The sequence below is a fragment of the Janthinobacterium aestuarii genome (genome assembly GCF_046113285.1).
Classification (GTDB): domain Bacteria; phylum Pseudomonadota; class Gammaproteobacteria; order Burkholderiales; family Burkholderiaceae_D; genus Janthinobacterium.
Genome location: NZ_CP142524.1, coordinates 5,625,021 through 5,650,128, shown reverse-complemented (window position 1 = coordinate 5,650,128; position 25,108 = coordinate 5,625,021). Strand labels below are relative to the sequence as shown.

The 25,108-nt window shown below is 65.1% G+C and carries 17 protein-coding genes; 8 read left to right on the top strand and 9 right to left on the bottom strand.

Features of this window, described 5'->3' with window-relative positions; translation table 11 throughout:
* Window positions 1–51: 51 nt before the first annotated feature.
* Both OX462_RS25385 and OX462_RS25380 read left to right on the top strand, forming a co-directional pair.
* Window positions 52–204: a hypothetical protein gene (locus OX462_RS25385; RefSeq protein WP_219887385.1), complete on the top strand. Its 153-nt coding sequence runs from the start codon at window positions 52–54 to the stop codon at window positions 202–204.
* A gap of 24 nt (window positions 205–228) precedes the next feature.
* Complete coding sequence (locus tag OX462_RS25380) at window positions 229–468, top strand: hypothetical protein (protein ID WP_034753464.1); 240 nt, start codon at window positions 229–231, stop codon at window positions 466–468.
* Between the two features lie 215 nt (window positions 469–683).
* Here OX462_RS25380 and OX462_RS25375 read toward each other — a convergent pair whose 3' ends face one another.
* Together OX462_RS25375 and OX462_RS25370 are read right to left on the bottom strand one after the other, a co-directional pair.
* The gene (locus tag OX462_RS25375) at window positions 684–5,111 is read right to left on the bottom strand and encodes a translocation/assembly module TamB domain-containing protein (protein ID WP_409027339.1); all 4,428 of its coding nucleotides are present in this window, start codon (window positions 5,109–5,111) and stop codon (window positions 684–686) included.
* The gene (locus OX462_RS25370) at window positions 5,111–7,018 is read right to left on the bottom strand and encodes an autotransporter assembly complex protein TamA (RefSeq protein WP_409027338.1); all 1,908 of its coding nucleotides are present in this window, start codon (window positions 7,016–7,018) and stop codon (window positions 5,111–5,113) included. The genes OX462_RS25375 and OX462_RS25370 overlap by 1 nt, the downstream gene beginning before the upstream one ends.
* A gap of 223 nt (window positions 7,019–7,241) precedes the next feature.
* Here OX462_RS25370 and queC point away from each other — a divergent pair, with 223 nt between their 5' ends.
* Window positions 7,242–7,955, top strand: a complete 714-nt coding sequence (gene queC, locus OX462_RS25365; protein WP_409027337.1) for a 7-cyano-7-deazaguanine synthase QueC — start codon at window positions 7,242–7,244, stop codon at window positions 7,953–7,955.
* Between the two features lie 89 nt (window positions 7,956–8,044).
* A complete protein-coding gene (locus tag OX462_RS25360; RefSeq protein ID WP_409027336.1) occupies window positions 8,045–8,938 on the top strand; it encodes a sterol desaturase family protein in 894 nt (297 codons plus the stop codon).
* Window positions 8,939–8,946: 8 nt separating this feature from the next.
* On the opposite strand, the gene OX462_RS25355 is transcribed toward OX462_RS25360, so the two are convergent.
* Window positions 8,947–9,630: a helix-turn-helix domain-containing protein gene (locus OX462_RS25355; RefSeq protein WP_409027335.1), complete on the bottom strand. Its 684-nt coding sequence runs from the start codon at window positions 9,628–9,630 to the stop codon at window positions 8,947–8,949.
* Window positions 9,631–9,889: 259 nt separating this feature from the next.
* On the opposite strand from OX462_RS25355, the gene OX462_RS25350 reads away from it, so the two are divergent.
* A complete protein-coding gene (locus OX462_RS25350) occupies window positions 9,890–12,928 on the top strand; it encodes a sensor domain-containing diguanylate cyclase (RefSeq protein ID WP_409027334.1) in 3,039 nt (1,012 codons plus the stop codon).
* Here OX462_RS25350 and OX462_RS25345 read toward each other — a convergent pair whose 3' ends face one another.
* Window positions 12,929–13,303 (bottom strand): hypothetical protein, encoded by a 375-nt coding sequence (locus OX462_RS25345; RefSeq protein ID WP_083287436.1) that lies wholly within the window; start codon window positions 13,301–13,303, stop codon window positions 12,929–12,931.
* 211 nt (window positions 13,304–13,514) lie between these two features.
* Here OX462_RS25345 and OX462_RS25340 point away from each other — a divergent pair, with 211 nt between their 5' ends.
* Both OX462_RS25340 and OX462_RS25335 read left to right on the top strand, forming a co-directional pair.
* Window positions 13,515–13,751, top strand: a complete 237-nt coding sequence (locus tag OX462_RS25340; protein WP_143449926.1) for a hypothetical protein — start codon at window positions 13,515–13,517, stop codon at window positions 13,749–13,751.
* A 121-nt stretch (window positions 13,752–13,872) separates the two neighbouring features.
* Entirely contained in the window at window positions 13,873–14,382 is a 510-nt protein-coding gene (locus OX462_RS25335) for a hypothetical protein (RefSeq protein WP_086140372.1), read from the top strand.
* Window positions 14,383–15,045: 663 nt separating this feature from the next.
* On the opposite strand, the gene OX462_RS25330 is transcribed toward OX462_RS25335, so the two are convergent.
* From OX462_RS25330 to OX462_RS25310, 5 genes are all read right to left on the bottom strand, one after another.
* Complete coding sequence (locus OX462_RS25330; protein WP_409027333.1) at window positions 15,046–18,186, bottom strand: efflux RND transporter permease subunit; 3,141 nt, start codon at window positions 18,184–18,186, stop codon at window positions 15,046–15,048.
* Between the two features lie 25 nt (window positions 18,187–18,211).
* The gene (locus tag OX462_RS25325) at window positions 18,212–19,429 is read right to left on the bottom strand and encodes an efflux RND transporter periplasmic adaptor subunit (protein ID WP_409027332.1); all 1,218 of its coding nucleotides are present in this window, start codon (window positions 19,427–19,429) and stop codon (window positions 18,212–18,214) included.
* A 12-nt stretch (window positions 19,430–19,441) separates the two neighbouring features.
* Window positions 19,442–20,674 carry a TolC family protein gene (locus OX462_RS25320; RefSeq protein WP_409027331.1) on the bottom strand — a complete coding sequence of 411 codons (1,233 nt, stop codon included), beginning with the start codon at window positions 20,672–20,674 and terminating at the stop codon, window positions 19,442–19,444.
* A gap of 105 nt (window positions 20,675–20,779) precedes the next feature.
* Window positions 20,780–21,142, bottom strand: coding sequence for a cation efflux protein, CzcI family (gene czcI / locus OX462_RS25315; RefSeq protein ID WP_409027330.1), 363 nt, complete (start codon window positions 21,140–21,142; stop codon window positions 20,780–20,782).
* 42 nt (window positions 21,143–21,184) lie between these two features.
* Window positions 21,185–22,732 carry a C13 family peptidase gene (locus tag OX462_RS25310; protein ID WP_409027329.1) on the bottom strand — a complete coding sequence of 516 codons (1,548 nt, stop codon included), beginning with the start codon at window positions 22,730–22,732 and terminating at the stop codon, window positions 21,185–21,187.
* 185 nt (window positions 22,733–22,917) lie between these two features.
* Here OX462_RS25310 and OX462_RS25305 point away from each other — a divergent pair, with 185 nt between their 5' ends.
* Complete coding sequence (locus OX462_RS25305; protein WP_409027328.1) at window positions 22,918–24,864, top strand: GAF domain-containing sensor histidine kinase; 1,947 nt, start codon at window positions 22,918–22,920, stop codon at window positions 24,862–24,864.
* The last annotated feature ends 244 nt before the right edge of the window (window positions 24,865–25,108 follow it).

Below are 25,108 nucleotides of genomic sequence, written 5' to 3'. Positions count from 1 at the left end.
GCGGCGCGCAACTCGTGGTATGGTCTTCTTTTGTCTGCAGGGAGGCCAGCCATGACCGTCATCCATGCCCACCGCGCGCCCGACCCGGCGCCCGTCGATGAACCCATGCCGGCGCCGGAGCCGCAAGAAGCGCCCGGGCACCATCCGGGGCCCGTGCACCCGGTGCCGCAGGACGATCCCGTGCCGCACCCGCATCCCAGTTAATCTCGTCAAGAAAGGCTGTTTTAGATGGCAATTGTCAAGGAAGTCTACACACGCAAAGTCAGCGGAGAATCGTTCGACTATGAACTCGATTACACCCAGGGCGCGGATGTGGCCTGGATTGCGCGCGTGTACCACGACGGCGTGCTGAAAGGCTCGCCGCACGGCGCGCTGACGGCCAATGTGCTGTCCGGCCCCGCGCTGGAGCAATATCTGCGCGCGTATGTCGAAGGCATGATTGAGCGGGGGCTCGACGTGGCCGAGTAAGTGAGTGCCGGGGTCAGACCCGCCGGGTCTGACCCCAGTATTTTCTTGGGTTGGCAGTAGAAACAGCAAAGGGCGCCGAGGCGCCCTTTGTTGTTTCGGTGGTGTCGGATTACGCGGCTGCGCCGCGAATCCGACCTACGTGGAGGCACATGGGCCGTAGGTCGGATTAGCGGGGCCACGCCCCGCGTAATCCGACAACATTGTTGGCCGCCATTCTAGTCAAACGCCCACGTATACAACACGTCCAGCGCATTGTTCGTGCCCGTCTGGAACTGCAAAGTGATGCGGCGGTTCAGTTTGTAGCGCAGCTTGACCAGGCTCGTCGCCGTGCTCGTGCCTTGCTCGAACGTCAGGTAGGCGCGCGACGACAGGCGCTTGCCGACGGTGACGACCGTGCTTTCCAGCCCTTGCGCCTGCGACAGGCCCACTTCGTCGAGGCCCAGCGAATTGGCCAGCTTGCCCTGCAAGCCGCCGCCGGAGCCGCCGAAGAGGGCGCCTGCGGCCGTCGTCAAGAGCGCCATTTCATCGCCGGCCGCCGTTTCCGCGCCGTGGCCGAGAATCAGCCATGCCAGCTTGTCGCTGTCCGACACGCTCGGCGTGGACACCAGCTTGGCCGTCGGCGCCTGCGCCGTGCCGCGCACTTCCACGCCCGCTTCCACGTTCGTTTCCGACAGCGCTTCGCCTTCGGGACGCTTGCGCACGGCCAGGATATTCAGTGACGGGTTGTCGTAGGCGCCCGTGAAGGCGATCAGGCCCCGCTCGATCGACAGCTTCTGTCCATACGCGGCGTACTGGCCGTTCGTGACCTTGATGCTGCCCGTCACGCGCGGCGCGGCGCGGTTGATGACTCTGGCGCGCACATTGCCGGCCAGGTCGGCATCGAGCCCCATGCCGCGCAGGTGGAAAGCGTTGCCCAGGTCAAATTCCAGGTCGATATTCAGCGGCAGCGACGGCGCTTCCTTGCTGCCCTTGACTTCCTTGCCCAGCACCACGACGTCGCTGCTTTGCGTGGGGGTATCTTGCGGCGCCAGCTCGATCAGCGCGCGGTTGGCCTTGAACTTGCCCTCGAAGCTGAAGCGCTTGTCATTGCGCACCAGGGTGCTGTTGCCCGACAGGACCAGGGTGCGGTCCGGGCGCGACAGCGCCTGCAGGCGGTCGGCCATCAGCTTCAGTTCCAGGCTCGCTTCGCCATTGGCAAAGCGTACCCAGCCATCGGCCTGCACCTTGCCGTCGCCGCCGTCAAAGCTCAAACGCTGCAATTGCAATTGATCGCCGGCCAGCTTGGCTTGCAGCACGCCATTGCGCAATTTCAAGCCCTGGTCGGCCCAGTTCACCAGCAGCTTGCTGCCGTTGATGTCGCCATTCAATTGCGGCGCGCCGATGGTGCCGCTGCCGGACAGGGCCACCTTCAAGGCGCCGCCCAGTTCCAGGCCCGGCTGCCCCGTCAGCGGCGCCAGCCACGCCAGTGAATCGATGCTGGTGGTGCCCGTCAGGGAGAGGGCGCTGTCGTTGCTGATGCGCCCGCTCAGCATTTGCACGGTGGCATTGATATCGCTCTGGCCCGCGCGCGCGCCATCGAGTTTCACGGCCAGGCGCAGCTGCTGGTTGGCGACATCCACGCGCGCATCGAAGGTGCGCAAGCCCAGCGCCAGCGGCTGTTCCACGCCCACCGTCACGTCGCCTTTTTCGCGGTAGATGTGCAGCATGCCCGCCAGTGACGGGTCTTTCTGCTTGGCCGTCGGCACCTGCATGTCGAGCGACCATTGCGCGCCCAGGGTCAGGTCGCTGCGCGCATTGGCTTGCAGCGAGGGAATGACCTGCGCCAGATAGGTCAGGGCCACGCCGGCCGCCTGGCCGGAACTGGTCCAGCGGGGGCCGTTCTTGACGAGGTTTTGCATGGTGATGCTGCCTGCCGGCAATTTGATGACGGTGTTGCCCACGCTGATCTGCTCGGGCTGGCCCAGGCCCGCCACGCCGCTGCCGGCCGGTCCCGCCACTTTCACGGGCACGGGCGCTTGCAGCACGAGCGCATAGCGGCCCTTGTTTTGCAGGCTGTCGATGCTGCCCGTCCAGGCGGCGCCGCTCTGGCTGCCGCGGATTTGCACGGTGGCATCGAAATCGTCATTGCGCGCCGTCAAACTGACCGTATGGCTGCCGCGCGTGCCCGTCGTGCCCAGGCGGGCGCTGGCCAGCTTGAAGGTGGGCGTGCTGTAGCCCGTGATCTCCAGGCTGCTGACCATGGGGTCGAGCGCGCCCTGGCCGGTGCCCACGCTGGCGCTGCCTTTGACGGCTTTCAATTGCTGGTCGCCAAAGAAGGTCAGGTCCTTGCCATCGAGCGTCAATTGCGCGGCGGGCGCGTCCATCTTGCCCGAGACGGAACCGGCCGCATGCAGCACGCCGGCAAACTTGGGACCCAGGGTCGACAGTTGCGGCGCATCGAGCTTCCACGTCAGCTGGTCGGTGGCGCCGCCCAGCGCGCCCTTGGCCAGCAGGCTGTTCGGCCCCAGGCGCAGTTCCGTATCCACGCTGTCGATGCGTTTCGCGTTGGCCGACAGCTTGGCATAGCCGGCCAGCGGGGCGTTTTGCAGGGTCGATTCGCGCAGGGCCAGGTTAAGGGCCACTTGCCAGTCGCTGGTGAGGCGGCCGCTGCCGTTGAAATCCGCATTCACGTTGCCGTTGGGCATGGATGCGCCAAACGCGGCCGGGTTGATCTTTTGCAAGGAACCCGTCATTTTCAATTCCGCCTGCTGCTTCGGACCCGTCAAGCCCACTTCGCCACTGGCGTGGATGGCGCTGTCGGGTGCGGGGCGCTTGCCGCTGGTGAGGCCCAGTCCTTTCGCGTCGGCCACAAAGCTCGTGCGTGGCTGCTGCAGCGTGCCCTGCACCACGCCGCTGGCCAGCACCGTGCCCAGCAAGTCGCCCTGCAGGGCGGAGAGCTGGCGTGCATCGACATTCCAGTTGAGCTTTTCGCCGGCGCCGCCAAAGTTGCCCTTGGCCGTCACGTTGTTCTTGCCCAGCGCCAGCTGCACGTCGATGCCGCTGAAGTGGGCCGCATCGGCCGTCAGCTTGCCCTTGCCGGACAGGGGCTGGTCGAGCAGCTTGCTGGGGCGCACGGTGAAGTCCGCGTTCGCCAGCCACTTGGGGGCCACGTGGCCATGGGCGCGCACGTCGAGGTTCAGGTCGGCCACGGGGAAGGCGCCGAAGTCGGCGGGATTGAGGCGGCTGGTGCTGGCCACGGCCTTGAACGGTTGCTCATCCTTCAGGCTGATCTGGCCCGTCGCGTTGACGCTGCTTTTGCCTGCCTGCAAGGTGGCCTTGCGCAGTTGCACGAGCGAATCGGCCAGGGTGGCTTCCATGTCCAGGCGCAGCTTGGCTTCGCCCAGCTTGGCGCGCAGGGTTTGCGTCTTGCCGTCGCTGTCGAGCACGATGTCGCCGACGATCTTCGTGCTGTTGATGCTGCTGTAGATGTGCTGCAAGTCGATCTTGTCCGTGTGCAAGGTCAGTTGCGCATTGCCGATGGGGCCATCGACGGCGTCGCGGTTGAGTTTGCCGCCGCCCGTGAACTTGCCCGCGTTGCCGAAATCGATGATGGCCGACTCCAAGGTCGTGGCCGTCAGGGTGCCGCCCAGGCGCGCCTCGAACTGGCGCAGCGGCAGCTTTTGCTGGTCGATGGGGCCCGGCGTGGCGTGGTTGAGGATGGCCAGCTTGCCCGACACGGTTTGCTTCGTCGGCCGGGTGTCGATGGCGGCATCGAGTTCCAGGCTCAGGTCCGCCTGCGGCAAGGTGGCGTCGAACTTGCCCGGATTGATGTTGCGGCCTTTGATGCTGGCCGAGCGCAGGATGATGACGGGGTCGAACGGCGCCAGCGCCAGCTGGGCGTCGGCCGTGGCCGCGCCCGCGCTGCCCTTGGCCGTGACGTTCAGCACGTTCAGGTCGCCGCCCAGCTGCAGCGCCAGGGCGGCCGGTTTTTCGCCGGCGGCAGGGTTGATCTGCGTCAAGCCCGCCTTGCCGCTGAGCTTGAACGGCTGCGTGGCGGCGATCGTCGCGCTGGCCGTGGCCTGGCCGAACGGCGTGACGGCCGAGGCATCTTCCAGCTGCCATTGCGACTTGTCGCCCGACAAGGTGAAATGGATTTTTTCAAACACCGTATTGCCGCCCGCGCTGACGAGGGTCACCTTGTCCAGGCGCGCGTCGGCAATGCCGATTTTAAAAGGCGCGGCCAGGCTGGCGGGCATGGTCGACGGTTCCTCGGACGGCGCCGTGCTTTCCACGGACAGGCTGGCCACGTGCAGTTCGCTGATGGCGATGCCTTCCGAGAAGAACTGGAACGGCGACCAGTTGATGTCGATGTTGTCGGCCGTGATGTGCTGCGTCTTGCTGCGGTAGCTGACGTGGCCCAGGTGCATGCGGTTGTACAGCGAGCCGGACACGCCCGACACTGCGATGTCGCCGCCGCTGGCGCTGGCCACTTTTTGCACCAGCATCTGCAAGGTCGATTCGCGGCCCAGGAACCAGAAGCCGGCGCCCAGCAGCACGGCCAGGCTGGCGACGGCGATCAGCACATAGCGCACCCAGCGGCGCGGTTTTTTCGCCGGCGGTGGCGGCGCGGCGCCGTTGGGGGACTCGGTAGAAATATCGGACATCAGAAAGTGAATCCCAGAGAAAAGTGCAAACGGTAGGCGTGGATGGCGTGGCCATACGCCACGTCGACATTGATGGGGCCGACGGGGCTCTTGTAGCGCCCGCCCAGGCCGTAGCCCGATTTCGGCGTCATGGCCGCTTTGACCGTGTCGGCCGCGTTGCCGGCGTCATAGAAGGCGGCAATGGCCCATTTCGGCTTGAACCAGTACTGGTATTCGGCGCTGCCGGTGAGCATGTAGCGCCCGCCGATGGTGGCGTCGCCTTCCTTCACGCCCAGTTCCTGGTAGCCGTAGCCGCGCACCGACTGGTCGCCGCCCGCGCGGAACAGGTAGACGGCCGGCACGCCGCGTTTTTCCTTCGAGCCCAGCGCGCCCATTTCGCCGCGCACGATCAGCTCGCCCTTTTCGCCGAGCGGACGGTAATACACGGCCTTGCCGGCCACGCGCACGAAGCGCTCGTCCGTCAGCAGGGGCAGCAGGGCGCCGCCCACCTGGGCGTTGATGACGTAGCCCTTGGTGGGGAACAGCAGGCTGTCGAGGCTGCGCTTGGTGATGGCATAGGTCAGCGGCAAGCTCTTGCTGCGCGTCTGTTCCAGGCCCACCACGGTCTTGTCTTCGCTGAGGAACTCGAACGTCAGGCTGCGTTCGAGGTTGGTGCCGCCCCAGTTGCGCTTGGCCGAGATGGTGGTGACGGCCGTGATTTCATTGGAAATATCGCTGCGTTCGAACGAGGCGCCGGCGCTGTCGTTGTAGCCGCGCTCGGTCGTCGGAAAGTAAAAATTGGCGTGCGCCGCCTGTTTTTTCGTTTCCATGGTGATCGCGCTCTTGAAGCGCGTGCCCCACACGTTGAGGTTGTCATAGTTGAGCTGGGCACGGTTCCCCGTATTCGTACTGAAACCGAGACCGGCGCTGACGTTCTGCTGCTTGTTTTCCGTCACGCGCACCACCAGCGGCAGCTGCGGCGCGGGGCCGCGGTTGGCGGGCCTGGCTTCTGGTGCGGCGCCGGCGGCCTCGGCTTGCTGGCTTTCCTGGCCCGCCTCGATCTGTTCGCCCAGGATGCTGCTCATGTCGGCACTGACTTCCACGCTGGCAAAGTAGCCCGTGTCCTGCAGGCGCGCCTGGAACGATTGCAGCGCCGATTCGCTGTAATAGTCGCCCGGGCGTATCTTGTCGAGGTTGCGGATGATGCTGGCATCGTAGCGTTTCAAGCCTTCGATGCGCAGCTCGCCGAAGCGCAGCTCGGGGCCGCTGTCGAGCACCACCAGCAGCGAGACCTTGTGCGTTTCCGGGTCGACCACGGCTTGCGTATCGACCAGCTGGGCGCGCGGGTAGCGCGTCTGCACCACTTCGCGCAGTAGCGCGCGCTTGGCCGCTTCCCATTCCGCCTGGCGGAACACGCTGCCCGTCTTCAGGGCCCAGCTGCGTTTCAGCGCTTCCGTATCGTAGGGTTCGGAAGCGGCCAGCGGCGGCGTGGGATCGAAGCCGCGCAATTCCAGCTCGACCTTGTCGATGGTCACCGGCTGGCCCGGATCGACGTCGACGATGACGACGGGTTTGGCGCCCGTCGTGTCGACGCGCACCGTGACGACAGGCGTGTAGTAGCCGGCCGTGGCGATGAGGTTTTTGGCTTGCTCGGGCGTATCGCGCACGAGGCGCTGCAATTGCTCGCGGTCCATGCGCGGGTTGCCGCGGAAGCGTTCCAGGTCCAGGTTTTTTTCCAGCAACTCATCGAGGTCGCCGGGCGCGTTGACCTTGACCTCGTACTGCAGCGGGGCGGGCGCCGTTTCCGTGGCGGGGCTGTCCGCAACGGCATCTTGCGTGCGTTCCTGCGTACCCTCCTGCGCGCCGGCATGGGCGATGGGAAACAGCGAGATGACACTGCCGGCGGCCGCCAGTGTCAGTTGACCCATTGCTTTTGTCACTACTTGTGCCAAAATTCGTGGTCGTATCGCCTTGCCGGCAGCCGTATGCCGTATGGGTCGTGCAGAAAACATGGTGCTCCAGATGAGTAAATGCTGACTGCATGTTACCGGAATAGGTAAACTGATGGCGGACGAATAAGTATTTTTTGCGCTGGGAATCATGTTTCTCCGCGCACAATTGGAACAGAATCAAACTGAAAAGAAAGAAATTATGCTAGCAACGGACTCCGCACTGGTGCTCTTTAGCGGTGGACAAGATTCCACCACCTGCCTGGCCTGGGCTCTCAAGCACTATAGCCGCGTCGAAACCATCGGTTTTGACTATGGACAGCGCCATGCGATCGAACTGACCGTGCGTCCCGGCGTGCTGGAACAGATGCGCCGGCAGTCGCCCGAGTGGGACCGCCGCCTGGGTCAGGATCACATGATCGATCTGTCCCTGATTTCCGCCATTTCCGATACGGCCATGACGCAGAACGTCGAGATCGTCATGCAGGAAAACGGCTTGCCGAACACCTTCGTGCCCGGCCGCAACTTGCTGTTCATGACGGTAGCCGCCACCGTGGCTTACCGCCGCGGCTTGACGGTGCTGGTGGGCGGCATGTGCGAGACGGATTTTTCCGGCTACCCGGATTGCCGCGACGACACGATGAAGGCGCTGCAAGTGGCCCTGAACCTGGGCATGAACACGCGTTTGAAACTGGAAACACCGCTGATGTGGCTGGACAAGGCGCAAAGCTGGGACCTGGCGGAAGACCTGGGCGGCCAGCCGCTGGTCGACCTGATCCGCAGCGGCACACACACCTGCTACCTGGGTGAGCGTGGCGAATTGCACGACTGGGGCTATGGCTGCGGCACTTGCCCCGCCTGCGCCCTGCGCGCGAACGGCTACCAGCAATACGCGGCGAGGAAAGCTGCAAAGTAAGCACGTTGTAAGTCAGTTGCGCCGTTTCTTCAAGCGGCGCGGCAGGGGGACAAGCCATGCTGTGGTTTTTGCCACAGGAGCGCCTTGCCATGACATCCCTCTTTGCCGCGCTGTACGGCCCCGTCTTCTGGGCCGGCTTCATCGGCGCCGCCGCTTGCCTGATCGCGGCGTGCCACTACTTCCTCTGGGTCTTGCCGCCCTTGCTGCTGCTGGCCCTGCTCACTTCCTTTCTTGCCGAACGCTACCTGCCGTATGACGGCGCGTGGAACCACGCGCACGGCGACGGCTGGCGCGATGTCGTGCACGCGCTTGTCAACGAGGCGCTGTACCTGCTGGGCCTGGCTGCCTTTCCCCTGCTGGCAGGGCACCTGGCGCTGGGCGCATTCTGGCCGGGCCAGCTGCCGTTCTGGGCGCAACTGCTGCTGGCCATCCTCATCGCCGACTGCGGCATTACCCTGGTGCATTACCTGAGTCATCATTATTACTTTCTGTGGAAACTGCATGCCGTGCACCACAGCGTGCAGCGCCTGTATGGTTTCAATGGCTGGATGAAACACCCGCTGCATCTGCTGCTGGAAGCGGCGGGCGGCATGCTGCCCTTATTGCTGCTGGGCATACCTGAGCGTGTCATGGCCGTGCTGGCGTTTGCCGTAGCGATCCAGCTGTTGCTGCAGCACGCGAATGTCGACATGCGCATGGGGCCGCTGCGCCACGTGTTTGCCTGGGCGCCGCTGCACCGTTTTCATCACATGAAATACGGCACGGCCGGCGACGTGAATTTCGGCCTGTTCTTTACCTGCTGGGACCGCCTGCTGGGCACGGCCTTCGATGCACCGGAGTACCGCATGCGGGGCGAGGACCTGGGCATCGGCAGCCGTCCCGACTATCCCGTGGCCTACCTGCCGCAGTTGCTCGAGCCGTTCCGCGCGGAAGAGGGCGTGCGCGCGCCCGAGCTGCCGGCCGGCTTGCGTCACGGGTCGTAGCCGGCAGGTCAATCGAGCAGCTTGACGTCGAGCTGGCGCAAGCTGCGGTCGGCGCGCACGCCGAACAGGCTGCGCATGGTGCGCGAAAAATGCGCGGCATCGGCAAAGCCGGCGCCGTGGGCCGCGTCCGTCAAGGTATTGCCGAGCAAGATAAAACGGATGGCCAGGCGCAAGCGGCGCCACAGCACCAGCCGTCGCACGGGCAAGCCCAGCTGGGCGCTGAACAGGCGTTCCAGCTGGCTCAGCGACAAATGCGCGGCCCCTGCCACGGCCGCCGCGCTGACCTTGCCCGACAACAATATGTCGACCTGTTCCAGCGCGCGCTGCACGCGTGCGTCGGACAGGATTTCCCGGGGCTGGGCCTGCAGGGCGGCGGCGACATTGTCCAGCGTGGGCGCGCCAGCATGGGCGGCGGCCGCCAGCAAGGCTGCACTGCCCAGGCGCTGCGGTTCCGCATAGATGGTCAGCATGGGCGCGGGCGCGGCGACGATGGCGTGCGGGCGCAGGCTCTCGACCAGCAAGTGCCGCGCCGTGTGGACGATGCCGTCGAGCTCGACCGTGAAGGGCGCGCCCGTGCTCAGCATCAGCTGGTGCGCATAATGGGCGTGATTGTCCGTGGCGCCCGCTGCGCCATGCAAGATGGCAAAATCCGGCGCCAGCCATAGTGTTCCCTGCCAGCTATCGTGCTGCAAACGCGGCTCCCTGATGATGGATGACGGGGCGATCATAGCAGCCGGCGGGAATGGTTTTCATGGCATTGAATTTTCCTGGAGTACACATCATTGCATCGATGAAATATGTGGTCTTTTTAATACAATATTCGGCATTGCAAGGGCGCCCGCTGTAACGTACTATCATTCTCATCGACTACCGATGGTAATCGTGCAGCCCGCTGCCAGCCATGTTGCCGGCAGTGTCGCGGTTTGATGTCGTCCTGCCTGTCAGCCTGCCATGTCTACACGCGCGTCTTCGTCGTGGTTTGCCCGGCCAGTGTCGCACTGGGTGGGGCCGCGTGCCTTGGCCACGCTGGTGCTGGCGCTGTGCCTGGGATTGACGTATGGCGCCTGGCGCAATGCCCACGACGCCAGCGAACAGCAGGTGCAGGCCGATTTCGATTTCCGCGTGCGCGAACTGGTGAACAACATCGCCGGCCGCATGCGGACCTATATCCAGGTGCTGCACGGGGTGCAGGGACTGTATGCCAGTTCGCAGGAAGTCACGCGCCGCGAATTCCATGCCTATCTGGCGGTGCAGCAGGTCGACCGAAACTTTCCCGGCATTCACGGCATCGGCTACCTGCCGCTGGTGCCCGGCGCCGCCCTGGCGCGGCACGAGGCCAGCGTACGCGCGGAAGGCTATCCCGGCTATGCCGTGCGTCCGTTCGGCCAGCGTGTCTGGCATGCGCCCATCACGTATCTGGAACCTTTAAGCGACAGCAACCTGCTGGCATTCGGCTATGACATCTGGTCCGAATCCGTGCGTCGCACCGCGCTCGAGCAGGCGCGCGACACGGGCCAGGCCGCCATGACGGGCAAGATCCACCTGGTGCAAGATGGCGGCAGCGACCAGGCGCATGGTTTCCTGGTTGTGCTGCCCGTGTATGACAACGGCTTGCCGCATGCCAGCGTGGAGCAGCGGCGCGCCGCCTTGCGCGCCTGGGTGTTTGCGCCGTTCCGCATGGGCGATCTGATGGCGGGCGTGGGCGGCGAGGCGGCGCGCCAGCTGGACCTGGAAATCTATGACGGCGCGCAACTGGCCGAGGCGGCCCTGATGTATGACAGCCTGCCGGGCGGCTTGTCCTCTGCCGCCTCGGACAGCCTGGTGTCGCTGCAGGCGATCACCATCGCCGGGCGCGCCTGGACCTTGCGCGTGCGCGCCATGCCGGGCTTCGATGGCGAGTTGCTGGCGCGGCCCCGTCTGGTGGCCTGGACCGGTTTGCTGGCCAGCATCGTGCTGGCGCTGGCGGCCTGGCTGCTGGCGGCGGGCCGCGCCCGCGCCCAGGCGGCGCTGGCGCGCTCGAGCGAGCTGACCGGCCAGCTCGAGCAGGGGCAGGCGAGCGTGCTGGCGATGGCCGAGGCGGCGCAACGGAGCCAGGCCATGCTGCGCAGCATCCTCGATTCGACCATCGACGGCATTCTGGTCGACAACATCAATGGCCGTATCTTTACCTCGAACCGGCGTTTCCGCGACCTGTGGCAAGTGCCCGACGCGCTCGACTGGCAAGCCGATGGCGCGGCGCTGGTGCGCCATGTGGAAAGCCAGCTGGAGCAGGCTGCACCTTTCCTGGGAGCACGCGCCCATGCGCCGCACGGCCATCGCGAGCGGCGCGACGTGCTGCACCTGCGCGATGGACGGGTGGTCGAACAATATGTGCGCAGCATGCAGCTGGGCAATGAGCAGGCGCGCCTGTGGACCTTCCGCGATATCAGCGAGCGCAGCCAGATGGAGCGGCGCGAGCATACGCGGCGGCAAGTGCTGGAAATGCTGGCCACGGGCGCGCCGCTGGAACGGGTGCTGGAAAGCGTGGTGCTCAGCGTGCAAGCCGACCATCCCGCCATGCTGTGCAGCATCTTGCTGCTCGATGAAAGCCGCCACCGCCTGGTGCTGGGCGCGGCGCCGAGCTTGCCCGCGTTTTTCAACCTGTCCAGCCATGGCCACGACCTCGACACCCTGCAGGGCGTGCATGGCATCGCCGCGCAAGCCGTGCGCGACGGCCAGCGCGTGATCGTGGGCGACCTGCATGCCAATGTGCAGGAAACGATGGAACTGGCGTACCGGGCCCAGCTGCAATCATGCTGGGCCGAGCCCGTGCGTGGCGGCTCGGGCAAGCTGCTCGGGGTGCTGATGGCGTATCACCGCCAGCCGACCTTGCCGGGCGCGGCGCATCTGGCGCGGCTCAGCGAGGCGGCGCACCTGGCCGGCATGGCCATCGAACAGGCGCAGGTGGCGCTGGCCCTGCGCGCCGGCGAAGCGCGTTTCCGCAGCCTGTACGACCATGCGCCCGTGGCCCTGTGGGAACAGGACTGGTCGGCCGTGCGCGCCGCGCTCGACGCGCTCGAGCAGGCGGGCGTGCGCGACCTGGGCGCCCATTTCCAGGCCAATCCGGATGCGCTGCGGAAGCTGGCGGGCCTGGTGCGCATCATCGATGCGAACGGCGCCGCGCTGGCGCAGGTGCGCGCCAACGAGGACGACCAGCGCCGCGGCGCGCTGAGCCTGGCACAGAATTTCGATGACAGCGCCTTGCCCCGTTTCGGCGATGCGTTGCTGGCGCTGGCTGGCGGCGCCCACCTGTACGAGTGCGAAAGCAGCTTCGTGCGTCTCGACGGCGCGGCGCGGCAAAATGAATTGAGCCTGCTGGTGATGCCCGGGCATGCGGACAGCCTCGATTTCGTCATGGTGTCTTCGCTCGATATCACCGAGCGCAAGCGCATGAACGCGGAACTGCTGCAGCTGGCCACCACGGATTTCCTCACCGGCTTGCCGAACCGCCGTCACTTCATGGCGTCGCTGGAAAACGAGCATGCCCGCTTGCAGCGCGAGCTGGCCAGCTGCGCCAGCGTGCTGATGCTCGACATCGATCACTTCAAGCGCGTCAACGACGAGCATGGCCACGCCGTGGGCGATGCGGTGCTGCGTCACCTGGGCGCGCTGATGTGCCAGGCGCTGCGCAAGGTCGACGTGCCGGGCCGCGTGGGCGGCGAGGAATTCGCCATCTTGCTGCCGGGCACGGATCTGAGCGCCGCCGCCGTGTTTGCCGAACGGCTGCGCCGGCGCGTGGCGGAAAGTTCGCTGACCATCGATGGCGGCATTGTGCTCACCATCACGGTGAGCATCGGCATGGCCGCCATGGTCGGTACCGATGCCGATTGCGACGCCGTGCTGGCGCGCGCCGACGAGGCGCTGTACCGGGCCAAGCGGGGCGGGCGCAACCGCATCGAACAGAATGACGGCGGCGGCGACGGCGTGCTCAGCAAGTTCATGGCGCAGTGATTACAGGCTGTGCTGACGAGTCTGTGCCTGCTTGCGGTTGCGGCTGACGATCAGCCAGACGATGGCGACGGGAATCAAGAGCGGCAGCAGCACGGGCGTGCTCAAGGCCAGCGCCAGCGCCACGCACAGGGCCACGACGGCGATCAGCACCACGCCCACGCCGGCCAGCACCACGCCCGTGACGACGGCGCCGCATACCAGCGCAATGGCGGCGATCAGCAAGCCGCCGCCGGCAAACACCAGGCCGAACAGCCACTCCAGCGGTCCGTCGATCTCGTCGCCGTTGAGCTGCATGTGCATGTCCGTGGCGCCGATCTTGTCGAGGAACAGGCAGGCGAGCATGACGATGAGGACGAAGGTGAGCAATTTTTTCATGGTAAGCCTCGCTGTGTGGGTGATCGGGTATTGCATGGTCACACTGTAGGCGCGCGCCCCGCTTGCCGCCAGCGGCGTGCGACAGGCCGTCATTTTCACGGTATGGAAGGCGCTGGCGCCCAGAAAACACTGATCTGGAACAAGATTTCTTTTCTTGTAATGTACGCAAGCCGTCCTATACTGAACACCTCAGTCTCGCAAGGAGGGCAACATGCTTTTGTTTGCAGATACCGGGGATCAATCGCTATCCCTTTTTCACCATCGAACCACGCGCCAGCGTAGCGCCACGCAGTCCTGCGCCGAGCCCGTCGGCGCGCCATCGGCGATCCCGCCGATCATCATCAATCCTTTTAATTATCATGCGCCGCTGCCGGCCATCGACCCGCGCTGGATACCGCCCGGTCCGCCGCTGACCTGGCCCAACCGGCCTGCCATGTCCATGTGCTGACAGTTGCCCGGGAAGGTGCCGGAAGGAAGCGTTGAAGGTTCACCCATGCCGCCGGCAAGGCGGCACGGGCGGGCGTTTTCGACTATCATGCTAGCCCCGACCTTCCATCACGAGCACCGCCATGAGTACCGATTTTCCCGACTTTTCCGACGAATCCGCCGAGCAGGACAATGACGCCCCGATCCAGGAGCCGCGCCTGTGGGTAGGCAATGGCTGGACGGCGCGCGTGATCAAGAACGAGGAAGATGAAGGCTGGGCCGTGGCCATGATCAAGGATGGCGAACCGGAGCCGGCCCTCGTGGGCCCGTGGACCATGGGCCGCGACAAGAAAAACCCGAAGCCGCTCGACGTCAACGCCTTCAACACCCTGGTCAAGACGGCGTCCGAGGTGCTGCGCCGCCACGAGCAGCAGCTGCATGCGCAACTGCACAAGAATGTATTCGTCGCCACCGACGAGGGGCAGATCAAGGTGATGTTCGACATCGTGCCCGACGAAGACCACCCGTACGCGGAACTGAGCGCCTACGACGCCGACGGCGAACAGATCGCCAAGGTGCGCACCTCGGCCGCGTTCAAGTTCAACGCCACGTCCGCCGCGAACTGGATCGAAGGCGGCTACCGCCGGCCCTAAGCTGCATATTGTTGGCGCCGATGCTGGTGTCGGATGACGCTCCTTCGGAGCTAATCCGACCTGCGTCCGCGGAACCGAAGCATGGCCAGGCGGGTCGGATCAGGCCTGCAAGGCCGTCATCCGACGTTACCGCCAGCGTCAACAATGTGTCGGATGACGCTCCTTCGGAGCTAATCCGACCTGCGTCCGCGGAACCGGCGCATGGCCAGGTAGGTCGGATCAGGCCTGCAAGGCCGTCATCCGACGTTACCGCCAGCGTCAACAATGTGTCGGATGACGCTCCTTCGGAGCTAATCCGACCTGCGTCCGCGGAATCGACGCATGGCCAGGTGGGTCGGATCAGGCCTGAAAGGCCGTCATCCGACGTTACCGCCAGCGTCAACAATGTGTCGGATGACGCTCCTTCGGAGCTAATCCGACCTGCGTCCGCGGAACCGACGCATGGACAGGTAGGTCGGATCAGGCCTGCAAGGCCGTCATCCGACGTTACCGCCAGCGTCAACAATGTGTCGGATGACGCTCCTTCGGAGCTAATCCGACCTGCGTCCGCGGAACCGACGCATGGACAGGTAGGTCGGATCAGGCCTGCAAGGCCGTCATCCGACGTCACCAGCAGCGTCAACAATGTGTCGGATGACGCGCTTGCGACCTCGGCGGCCCCCGCTAATCCGACCTGCCTCTTACGGCATACGCCAGCCGGTACAACAGCGGCAGCACCAGCAGCGTCAATGCCGTCGACGATAAAATGCCGCCGATCACCACGGTGGCCAGCGGACGCTGCACTTCGGCGCCCGTGCCCGTGGCAATGGCCATCGGCACGAAACCGAGCGACGCCACCAACGCCGTCATCAAGACGGGCCGCAAACGCGTGATGGCCCCCTCGCGTATCGCATCCTGCAAGGGCATGCCTTGTTCGCGCAGCTGGCGGATGTAGGCGATCATCACCAGGCCGTTCAGCACGGCCACGCCGGACAGGGCGATGAAGCCGACTGCGGCCGAAATCGACATGGGAATGTCGCGCAGCCACAGGGCGACGATGCCGCCCGTCAAGGCGAACGGGATGCCGCTGAAGACCAATAGTCCATCCTTCACGTTGCCGAACATGGCGAACAGCAACACAAACACGAGGGCCAAGGCCACGGGCACCACCAGTTCCAGGCGTTTCGTGGCCGACTGCAATTGCTCGAACTGGCCGCCCCAGCTGGTCCAGTAGCCAGCGGGAATGGCCACCTGCGCTTGCAACTGCTGGGTGGCGTCGGCAACAAACGAGCCGATATCGCGTCCGCGCACGTTGGCGCTGATGACGATGCGGCGCTTGCCGTCTTCGCGGCTGATCTGGTTCGGCCCCGGCGCCACTTGCAGGCTGGCCACTTCGCCGAGCGGGATGAAGCGCGCGCGGCCTTCCGCCGCCGCGCCCAGGGGCAGGGCGATCGGCAGGCGTTTCAACTGCTCCAGGTCGCTGCGCAGGCTGTCGGGCAGGCGCACGACGATGTCGAAGCGGCGGTCGCCCTGGAACAGGGTACCCGCCTCTTGCCCGCCGATGGCCGTGGCGATCGCCGCTTGCACGTCGGCAATATTGAGGCCATAGCGGGCCGTCTGCTCGCGGTCGATCTGCACCGTCAGCATGGGCAGCCCCGTCGTCTGCTCGACTTTTACCTCTGTTGCGCCGGGAATCTTGCCCAGCACGCCGGCGATCTTCGCCGCCGTGCTGTCGAGCACGCTCATATCGTCGCCGAACAGTTTCACGGCCACGTCGCTGCGCACGCCGGAAATCAGTTCATTGAAGCGCAGCTGGATCGGTTGCGAAAACTCATAGTTATTGCCCGGCAAGCTCGTGGCCGTCGCTTCGATTTCCGCCAGCAATTGCTCGCGCGACTTCTTCGGTTCCGGCCATGCGTCGCGGGGTTTCAGCATGATGTAGCCATCGGAAATATTCGGCGGCATGGGGTCGGACGCGATCTCGGCCGTTCCCGTACGGGCGAACACGCGCGCGATTTCCTTGTGGTTTGCCATCAGCTTGCTTTCCAGCTGCTGCTGCATGGCCAGTGATTGCGTCAAGCTGGTGCCGGGGATGCGCAGGGCCTGGATGGCGATGTCGCCCTCGTTCAGGCTGGGCACGAATTCGCTGCCCATGCGCGTGGCCAGCAAGCCCGACAGCACGACGGCTACCGCCGCGCCCGTCAACACGACGGGCGTGTTGCGCATCACCTTGTCCAGCAGCGGCGCGTACCAGCGCTTGGCGGCGCGCATGATGGCGTTTTCCTTCTCCGCCACCTTGTCGCCGATAAACAGCGCCACGGCGGCCGGAATGAAGGTGATCGACAGCAGCATGGCGCCCAGCAGGGCGATCACTACCGTCAGGGCCATCGGCGTAAACATGCGGCCCTCCACGCCCGTCAGCGCGAAGATGGGCAGGTACACGACCATGATGATCAGCTGCCCGTACAGCAGGGGCCGGCGCGCTTCTTGCGATGCCGCAAACACTTCATGAAAACGTTCCTGCAAGGTCAAGGGCCGCCCCAGTTTTTGCTGTGCATGGGCCAGGCGGCGCACGCAGTTTTCCACGATCACCACGGCGCCATCGATGATGATGCCGAAGTCGAGCGCCCCCAGACTCATCAGGTTGGCGCTCACATGGTATTGCACCATGCCCGTAAACGTGAACAGCATGGCCAGCGGAATCACCATGGCCGTGATGACGGCCGCGCGGATATTGCCGAGGAACAAAAACAAAATGGCGATCACCAATACCGCCCCTTCCAGCAGGTTTTTCTTCACCGTATTGATGGCCTTGTCGACGAGCACCGTGCGGTCATACACGGTGACGGCGTGCACGCCTTTCGGCAGGCTGCGGTTGATCTCGATCATCTTCTTGTCGACGGCTTGCGACACGGCGCGGCTGTTTTGCCCGATCAGCATGAAGACGGTACCGAGCACCACTTCGCGGCCGTTTTCCGTGGCCGCGCCCGTGCGCAGCTCGCGCCCCAGCACCACGTCGGCCACGTCGCGGATGCGGATCGCCACGCCCTGCACATTGGCGACGACGATGTTGCCGATGTCGTCCTTGGACGCCACCTGGCCCGGCGCGCGTATCAGCAGCTGCTCGCCCTGCTTTTCGATGTAGCCGGCGCCCACGTTGCTGTTGTTGCGCTCGAGCGCCGTCACCACGTCTTGCAGGCTGATGCCGTAGGCGGCCAGTTTTTCCGGGTACGGCGCCACCTGGTATTGCTTGGCGTAGCCGCCGATGGCATTGATTTCCGTGACGCCCGTGACATTGCGCAACTGCGGCTTGATGATCCAGTCCTGGATTTCGCGCAAGTCCGTCGGCGTGTACGGCGTGCCGTCGGGCTTTTTCGCGCCCTCCTGCGTTTCCACCGTCCACAAATAGATTTCACCGAGGCCCGTGGAGACGGGCCCCATCTTCGGCGTGATGCCGGCCGGCAAGCTTTCCTTCGCTTCCTGCAAGCGCTCGTTGATCATCTGGCGGGCAAAATAGATGTCCGTGCCATCCTTGAAGATCACGGTCACTTGCGACAAACCATAGCGCGACAGCGAACGCGTCTGCTCCAGGTTGGGCAAGCCGGCCATGGCCGTCTCGATGGGAAACGTCACGCGCTGTTCCGTTTCCAGCGGCGAATAGCCGGCGGACTGGGTATTGATTTGCACCTGCACGTTGGTGATGTCGGGCACGGCGTCGATGGGCAGCTTTTGATAACTGTAGATGCCCAGGCCGGCCATGGCAGCCACGGCCAGCATCACCAGCCAGCGCTGGTCGATGGCGAAGCGGATCAAGCGTTCAAACATGATGGTTTCCTTAGCTTTGACGTGATCAATGTTCGTGGCCGGCGGAGTCCTTGCCCAGCTCGGACTTCAGGACAAAACTGCCTTGCGCCGCGTACGGCGTGCCGGCGGCCAGGCCCTGCTTGATGTGCGTCAGATTGCCATCGCTGCGGCCCAGCACCACGGGCGTGGCCTGGTAGCCATCCTTGACCTGCACGAAGACGACGGGCTTGTCTTCCACCGTCTGGATGGCCGTGCTGTGCACGGTAACGGGCGCGTCCGCTTCACCGGACACCACTTCCACCGTGACGAACAGGCCCGGGCGCCAGGCCATGTCCGGGTTCTGCAAGCTGATGCGTGCCTTGGCCGTGCGCGTCTGCTCGCCCAGCAGTGCGCCCACGTAGGTGATCGTGCCTTGCGCGCTGGCATCGAAAGCGCTGGCTTTCACCTCCGCCTTGCCACCCATGCGCACGGTGGCCAGGTCTTTCGCCGGCACGGCGATTTCCGCCCACACGGTCGACAGGTCGGAAATGACGAAGATGTTCGCGTCTTCCTTGACGGCTTCGCCCAGGGTGATGTGTTTTTCCAGCACCATGCCGTCGAACGGCGCGCGGATCTCGTAGCGGTTCAGCGGCCCTTTGCTGGCCCCGGTCCCGGCGCCGCTGGCGCCCAGCGCGCTGAGTTTTTGCTGCGCATTCTGCACGGCGATTTCCGCCTCGCGCCACGCCTGCTGCGCCTGCAGGTAATCCTGTTCGGCCGAAATTTTCTCGCGCCACAGTTTTTCCTCGCGCTCATGGGTGGAGCGGGCCAGGGAGAGCCGCCGCTGCGCCGACAGCAGCGCGCTACGCTGTTCCGACAGTTCCGTGCTGGCGATGACGGCCAGTACCTGCCCCTTTTTCACCAGCTGGCCCAGGTCCGCCTGCACGGCTTCCACCACGCCGGCCAGACGGGGCACGACGTGGGCCGTGCGGTCTTCGTTGAAACGGATTTCGCCGGGCAGGGCGACCGTCGTCTTGATGCGGCCGGGCGCGGCCGTGGCGATGACGACGCCGGCCGCGCGGCTTTGCGCCGCCGTCAATTCCAGCTTGCCTTCCACTTCCTCGTGGCCGTGTTCGTCTTTCTTTTCAGCGTGGGCTTCCACCTTGACGGCGGTGGACGGCGCGGTCCTGGAATTGCCCGTGCCGAGGATGAGGATGGCCAGCACGATGCCGGCGGCCGCGATGGAGGCGATGGCGATCGCCTGTTTTTTGTTCAGTGTGATGTTCATGGAGGGTATTCCTTACAGGGGAGCTGGTGTGCCCAGCAGGCGCTCGATCTCGGCGGCGGCGTGCTGCGCTTCCGTCAGCGCGCGCAGGTATTGGTTTTTGGCTTGCAGCAAGGTGCGCTGGGCATCGAGCACGTCGAGGAAGGCGAACTTGCCGAACTCAAAGCCCTTGCTGGCCGCGTCGTAGGCGCTTTGCGCGCCGGGCAAGATGTCCAGGCGCAAGCTTTCCACGTCGAGCCGGGCCGTGGCCAGGCGTTCGCTGGCGGCGGCCACGTCCGTCTGCACGGCGATGCGGGCGGCGGCCAGCTCGTCGCTGGCCTTGTCGCTGCGGCGCAGGGCGTCGAGCTTGTTGCCCGCATTGCGGTCGAACAACGGCAGCGGCAGGGCCAGACCGATGATGGCCTGGTTGCGGCCCAGTTCTTCCGAGCGCTTCATGCCGATGCTGAGCGTGACGTCGGGCGTGGCGCGCCGCTGTTCCATGTCCAGCATGGCTTGCCGTTGCGCCAGCGCGCTGCGCGCCTGGCGCACGGCCGGCGCCTGCTCCAGGCGCGCCGCCAGTTCGCTGCCTGGCGGCAGCTGCGGCAAGGTTTCCAGCCGGCCCTCGGCCACGGTAAAGCGGGGCGCGGCATTGCCCCACAGGGCGGCCAGGCGCTTGCGGGCGCTGGCCAGGGTGCTGCGGGCCAGGTTCAGTTCCAGCCGCACGCTCGCTTCGGCGACCCTGGCGCGGGTTTCCTCGACAGGCGAGGCCTTGCCGGCCGTCACCCGGCGCGCCGTGATGTCGCTGGCGCGCGCGGCCAGGGCTTGCGCGCTGTCGGCCAGGCGCAAGCCTTCCTGCGCCGCCAGCACGTCGACAAAGGCGGTGGTCACTAGCGCGCGCGTGTCGGCTTGCTGCAGTGACAGGCCGGCCTGCGCCAGTTCCTGGCCCTGCTGCGCGACGGCGGCGCGCGCACCGCGTTTGCCGCCCAGTTCTATGAGTTGGTTCAGCTGCACGGTGGTGCTGCGCGTGGCGCGCCGCGTGTCTTCCAGCACGGTTTGCAATTCCGGGTTGGGAAGGGCGCGCGCCTGTTGCATGGCGCCGCCCTGGGCCGCCAGTTCATGGCGGGCGGCCGACAGGGTGGCGTTGCCGCCTTCGGCCAGCAGCAGCGCGGCGGGCAGGGTCAGGGGAGCGGCGGGTTCCGCAGGTGTTTGCGCATGGGCAAAGTTGCTGGCCAGCAGGCCAGCGGAAAGTAACAAGATGATTCGGTACATCGAATTCTCCAGGGAATGGAAAAAGAATTCGACGGGACGCGCAGGCTGGCGCCTGCTTTAGTCAGGTCCGCATATTGCGATCAGTGAAAGAAACGTCCCGTCGGCCTAGATGGCCGACGACCAGTCAGGGCGCTTGGGAGCGTCCGGGATGTGGGAAGCGTAAAAGAAAGGGGACGTGTCCGCGTTGACGGACGCCATGTCGCCGACGGGCAGGCTGGAGCCGGCTGGCAGCCATGCGTGGCCGATGCCATGGCAGACATTGCAATCGCTGTGCGGCTGGCCTTTTTTCTGCTGCTCAGCTTTATCGCCGGCGGGTTGTTTATCCGCATCGGCCTTGTGCTGGTGGCTGTGGTGGCCCAGGTGCTGCGCCGCCTTGCCTTCCTCGTGCAGGCAATACGCGCTCGCCGCGGCCCAGGACATCTGGAGCGGAAGCACGAACAGCAGCAAAATGAGGAAGAATTGTCGCATGGTGACGGCTATTGTACAGAAAGGCGGGCGGCCGTGCCGTGCTTAGCGTGGCTGGGCGCGCCACGCCTTCAGCTGCGCGGCAATCGCCTTGCCCTGGAATAGCTGCGGCTCGGAATGCTCTTCCGCCTCCATGCCGCCTTCGAGGAAATCGGCCGCCTCGCGCGCCTGCACCAGCACCTTGGCCTTGTCGAAGGCCTCGGCAAAGCCTGCGCTCTTGGGCAAGGCTTCCTTGAAATACGCTTCGCTGAAGTAAGTAAAATCGTTCTGGTCGTCGCAGCCGAACGAGGTGCGGTCGCTGCGCGCGGCCGTGATGATGAGGGTGTTGTCATCTTTTAATGGCGCAATGAAGCCGCCCGCGTAGCAGGCCGAGATCACGATGACTTTCCAGCGGATGCCGCTGTGCTTGAGCATGCCCGCCAGCTCTTGCGCGGGCAGGCTGTGCAAATCCATGCCGTTTTGCGCCAGCGCCAGTTCGTGCTCGGGCGAGCCGTGGCTGGTGAGGAATAAAAACAGGATGTCGTTGGCCTTGTCCATCTTCGCGCCCAGGGCGTCGAGGCTGGCGGCGATGCTGGTGCGCGTGGCCATCGGCTGCTGCGCCACCGTGTTGCGGCTATTGACGAGCATCAAGGAGCGGCCCACGGTGCCGTAATCGCGGTCGAACTGGCGCTGCACGAAGGCTGTTTCGCGGTGAAACACTTCCTGCGCGCCATCGCCGGCCACGCCCAGCAGGTAGAGATTGATCTTTTTCGCCGCATCGCGCGGCGCGATCCGGGCCAGGGCGCCGTCGAGCAGGCTGCGCTGGTTGTACAGGGCCAGCTCGATATTGTCGCGCGTGAGCTTGTCTGCGGCCGGGTCGTCCAGCTGGCCTTCCGTCCAGTTGCCGCTGTCTTCGCGCCGGCCGTCCGCCTGCGCCACGGCGTAGCGCAGCACGCCCTTGCCGTCGAACTGGCCATTCTTGAAGCCGCCCCGGTATTCGTCGCCGTCGACCGTGCGCAGCACGCCTTCGCCCTCGAATTTCCAGTCTTTCAGCTCGCCTTCATAGTGGATGCCGTCGCTGGTGGTGACCTTCGCCTTGCCCTGCACCTGTCCCTGGACGAATTCGCCTTCGAAGACGGTGCCGTCCGTGTCGGTCAGCTTGCCGGCGCCGTGCGGGCGCCAGTGCTTGAAATGGCCCTCGAAGGTGGCGCCGTCGGCGCCCTGGAAGCGGCCTTGTCCCTCGAAGCTGCCGTTGACGAAGCTGCCCGCATAGATTTCGCCCTTGGGCGAGGTGTAGCGGCCGATGCCGTCGAAGGCGCCCTGGCGGAAGGCGCCCGTGTATTCGACGCCGGACGCCTGGCGCAGCTTGCCCTGGCCGGAAAACACGCCGCGCGCGAAGCCCCCTTCGTAAAACGCGCCGCTCGCGTATTCGAGCCGGCCCTGGCCGTGCATCTTGCCCGCGACGAGGGGACCGAAATAGCGTCCGCCATCGGCCGTTTCCGCCGCCGGCGCCTTGGCTGGCGCGGCGCACAATGGCGGCATGCCCAGCGCGGCAAAGGCCAGCAGGCCGGCGAGGGTGTAGGGGCGAAGCGAGGCGCGTAGCGTGGCAGTCATGAGGACGGTCTGGTCTGTAGGAAGGGGCCTAGTCTGCCACTGTATCGGCCAGGTGGCAAATGCGCGCGTGGCGAGTGTTGCTATCGCTCAAGGCAAGATTCTGCGTTTTAGGCCGTGCCAAGGCTGGGCTGAACTGATAATATTGATTTTCAGAACATATACTTGCACAAGGTACATAGTCACCCATGGAAAGCCGTCTCAGCCGCCTGGAAGCCGTTCAAACCGTGTTGCTGGAAATCGGGCAGCGCTCGAGCACCTGCAGCGATATCAGCGAATTCCTGCAGGCGGTGCATGCGGCGCTGGGGCGCATCATGTATGCGGCGAACTTTTACGTGGCGCTCAGCGATCGCGACGACGGCCTCGTGCGCTTCCCGTATTTTGTCGACGAATTCGACGCCGCGCCCGATCCGGACGAGGGCGTGCGCCTGGCCAGCGCCGCGCAGTCGCCCACGGCCTGGGTCATCGTCAACCGCAAGCAGCTGGTGATGACGGCCGACGACGACGCCATGCGCGCCATCGGCGGCGGCGCCTGGGGTGGCGGCACGGCGGCCGAGCACTGGATCGGCTGCCCGCTGCTGGACCAGCAGCACCAGGTGCTCGGTGCCATCGTCATCCAGAGCTATGACGCGCAGCACCGTTTCAGCCTGGAAGACCAGGCCCTGTTCGCGCTGATCGCCACGCACGTGTCGAGCGCCCTGCAAGGCATGCAAAGCATGGACCGGCTGGAAAAGGCGGTGCAGGAGCGCACGGCCCTGCTGGCGCACGAGGTGGCCGAGCGCCGGCGCGCGGAAAACCTGCAGCATGCGCTGTATGAAATCGCCAACCTGTCGGCGCAGGCGGCCGACGCGACGACCCTGTATGCGCGCCTGCACGCCATCATCAGCGAACTGGTGACGGCAAAGAATTTCCTCATCGCCCTGTACCACCCGGACAACAAGGACATCACGATCCCGTATTTCGTCGACGAGAAAGATGCGCAGGCGCCCGTAAAACGCTTTCATTACGGCATCGGCATGAGTTCCTATGTGCTGGCGCGGCGCAAGGCGTGCCTGCTCGATGCGGACAGCTATGCGGCGCTGGTGGCCAGCGGCGAGATGGACGAGCCGCTGGGCAATGTGGGCATCGCCAGCTGGATGGGCGCGCCCATGCTGCTGGGCGAGAGAAAGTATGGCGTGATCATCGTGCAAAGCTACGACGAATCCGTCGTGTATGGCCAGGCGGAACTGGACGTGCTGGCCTTCATGGCCAGCCACGTGGCCGTGGCGATGGCCCGCATCCAGGCCGACAGCGCCATGCGCCAGGCCAAGGAAGCGCTGGAAGAGCAGAATGCGGCCCTGAACAGCGCCTTGAACGCCTTGCAGGAAGCGCAGTCGGAGCTGGTGCGCCAGGAAAAGCTGGCGTCCCTGGGACGCCTGGTGGCGGGGGTGGCGCATGAAATCAATACGCCGCTGGGCATTTGCGTGACGGCCACCAGCCACCTGGTGCAGGAATTGAAGCTCACGCGCGAAGACCTGGACGGCGGCCAGCTCGATGAAGACGGCTTGCGGCAATTTTTCGACATCATCGACCAGACCTTACGCATCATGACGACGAACACGCAGCGCGCCGCGGCGCTGGTGCGCAGCTTCAAGCAGGTGGCCGTCGACCAGTCCTCGGATGAGCTGCGCAGCTTTAACTTGCGCAAATACCTCGATGAAATCCTGCTGTCCTTGCAACCCAAGCTCAAGGGCAAGCCGGTCAAGGTGGAGATCGACTGCGCGCCCGAGGTGCAGCTACGCAGCTATCCGGGCGCCGTCTCGCAGATCGTCACGAACATGGTGGTCAATTCACTGGTGCACGGCTTTGCGGAAGGCGAGCCGGGCAGGATCAAGTTGTCCGCCAGGACGGCCGGCGACATGCTGGAACTCGACTACAGCGACGACGGCATGGGCATGGACAGCGCTACCCTGGGCCAGCTGTTCGATCCCTTCTTCACGACCAAGCGGGGCTCGGGCGGCAGCGGCCTCGGTGCGCACATCCTGTACAACCTGGTGACGGGGCCGCTGGGCGGCACGGTGAAGGTGGTCAGCGCGCCGGGGATGGGGTTGCACTACAAGATCCGCTTCCCGCCGGAGCCACGTAGGTCGGATTAGCGGCAAGGCCGCGTAATCCGACGCCGGCGGCTAGGTTAAAAACGGCGGGCCGGAGATGCGGGCCTGAGAAAATGCCGATGGCGGCGTTGCAGCTCCTTGCCGTACGTGCGTACTGTCTGCGTCGCTGCGCCTTGCCCTCGACATTTTTCAGGCCCGCTTGGCCCGGAATACCTGTGTTGGGGGCTTGGGCCGACGCGTGGTTTGTTGGTGTGCGTATCGGGTAATCCGACAACACCGTTGGCGT

Excerpts from the sequence above, each read along its gene's own strand:
- OX462_RS25385 (WP_219887385.1), top strand. The coding sequence starts at position 52 with ATGACCGTCATCCATGCCCACCGCGCGCCCGACCCGGCGCCCGTCGAT.
- OX462_RS25380 (WP_034753464.1), top strand. The coding sequence starts at position 229 with ATGGCAATTGTCAAGGAAGTCTACACACGCAAAGTCAGCGGAGAATCG.
- OX462_RS25375 (WP_409027339.1), bottom strand. The coding sequence starts at position 5,111 with ATGTCCGATATTTCTACCGAGTCCCCCAACGGCGCCGCGCCGCCACCG.
- OX462_RS25370 (WP_409027338.1), bottom strand. The coding sequence starts at position 7,018 with ATGGGTCAACTGACACTGGCGGCCGCCGGCAGTGTCATCTCGCTGTTT.
- queC (WP_409027337.1), top strand. The coding sequence starts at position 7,242 with ATGCTAGCAACGGACTCCGCACTGGTGCTCTTTAGCGGTGGACAAGAT.
- OX462_RS25360 (WP_409027336.1), top strand. The coding sequence starts at position 8,045 with ATGACATCCCTCTTTGCCGCGCTGTACGGCCCCGTCTTCTGGGCCGGC.
- OX462_RS25350 (WP_409027334.1), top strand. The coding sequence starts at position 9,890 with ATGTCTACACGCGCGTCTTCGTCGTGGTTTGCCCGGCCAGTGTCGCAC.
- OX462_RS25345 (WP_083287436.1), bottom strand. The coding sequence starts at position 13,303 with ATGAAAAAATTGCTCACCTTCGTCCTCATCGTCATGCTCGCCTGCCTG.
- OX462_RS25340 (WP_143449926.1), top strand. The coding sequence starts at position 13,515 with ATGCTTTTGTTTGCAGATACCGGGGATCAATCGCTATCCCTTTTTCAC.
- OX462_RS25335 (WP_086140372.1), top strand. The coding sequence starts at position 13,873 with ATGAGTACCGATTTTCCCGACTTTTCCGACGAATCCGCCGAGCAGGAC.
- OX462_RS25330 (WP_409027333.1), bottom strand. The coding sequence starts at position 18,186 with ATGTTTGAACGCTTGATCCGCTTCGCCATCGACCAGCGCTGGCTGGTG.
- OX462_RS25325 (WP_409027332.1), bottom strand. The coding sequence starts at position 19,429 with ATGAACATCACACTGAACAAAAAACAGGCGATCGCCATCGCCTCCATC.
- OX462_RS25320 (WP_409027331.1), bottom strand. The coding sequence starts at position 20,674 with ATGTACCGAATCATCTTGTTACTTTCCGCTGGCCTGCTGGCCAGCAAC.
- czcI (WP_409027330.1), bottom strand. The coding sequence starts at position 21,142 with ATGCGACAATTCTTCCTCATTTTGCTGCTGTTCGTGCTTCCGCTCCAG.
- OX462_RS25310 (WP_409027329.1), bottom strand. The coding sequence starts at position 22,732 with ATGACTGCCACGCTACGCGCCTCGCTTCGCCCCTACACCCTCGCCGGC.
- OX462_RS25305 (WP_409027328.1), top strand. The coding sequence starts at position 22,918 with ATGGAAAGCCGTCTCAGCCGCCTGGAAGCCGTTCAAACCGTGTTGCTG.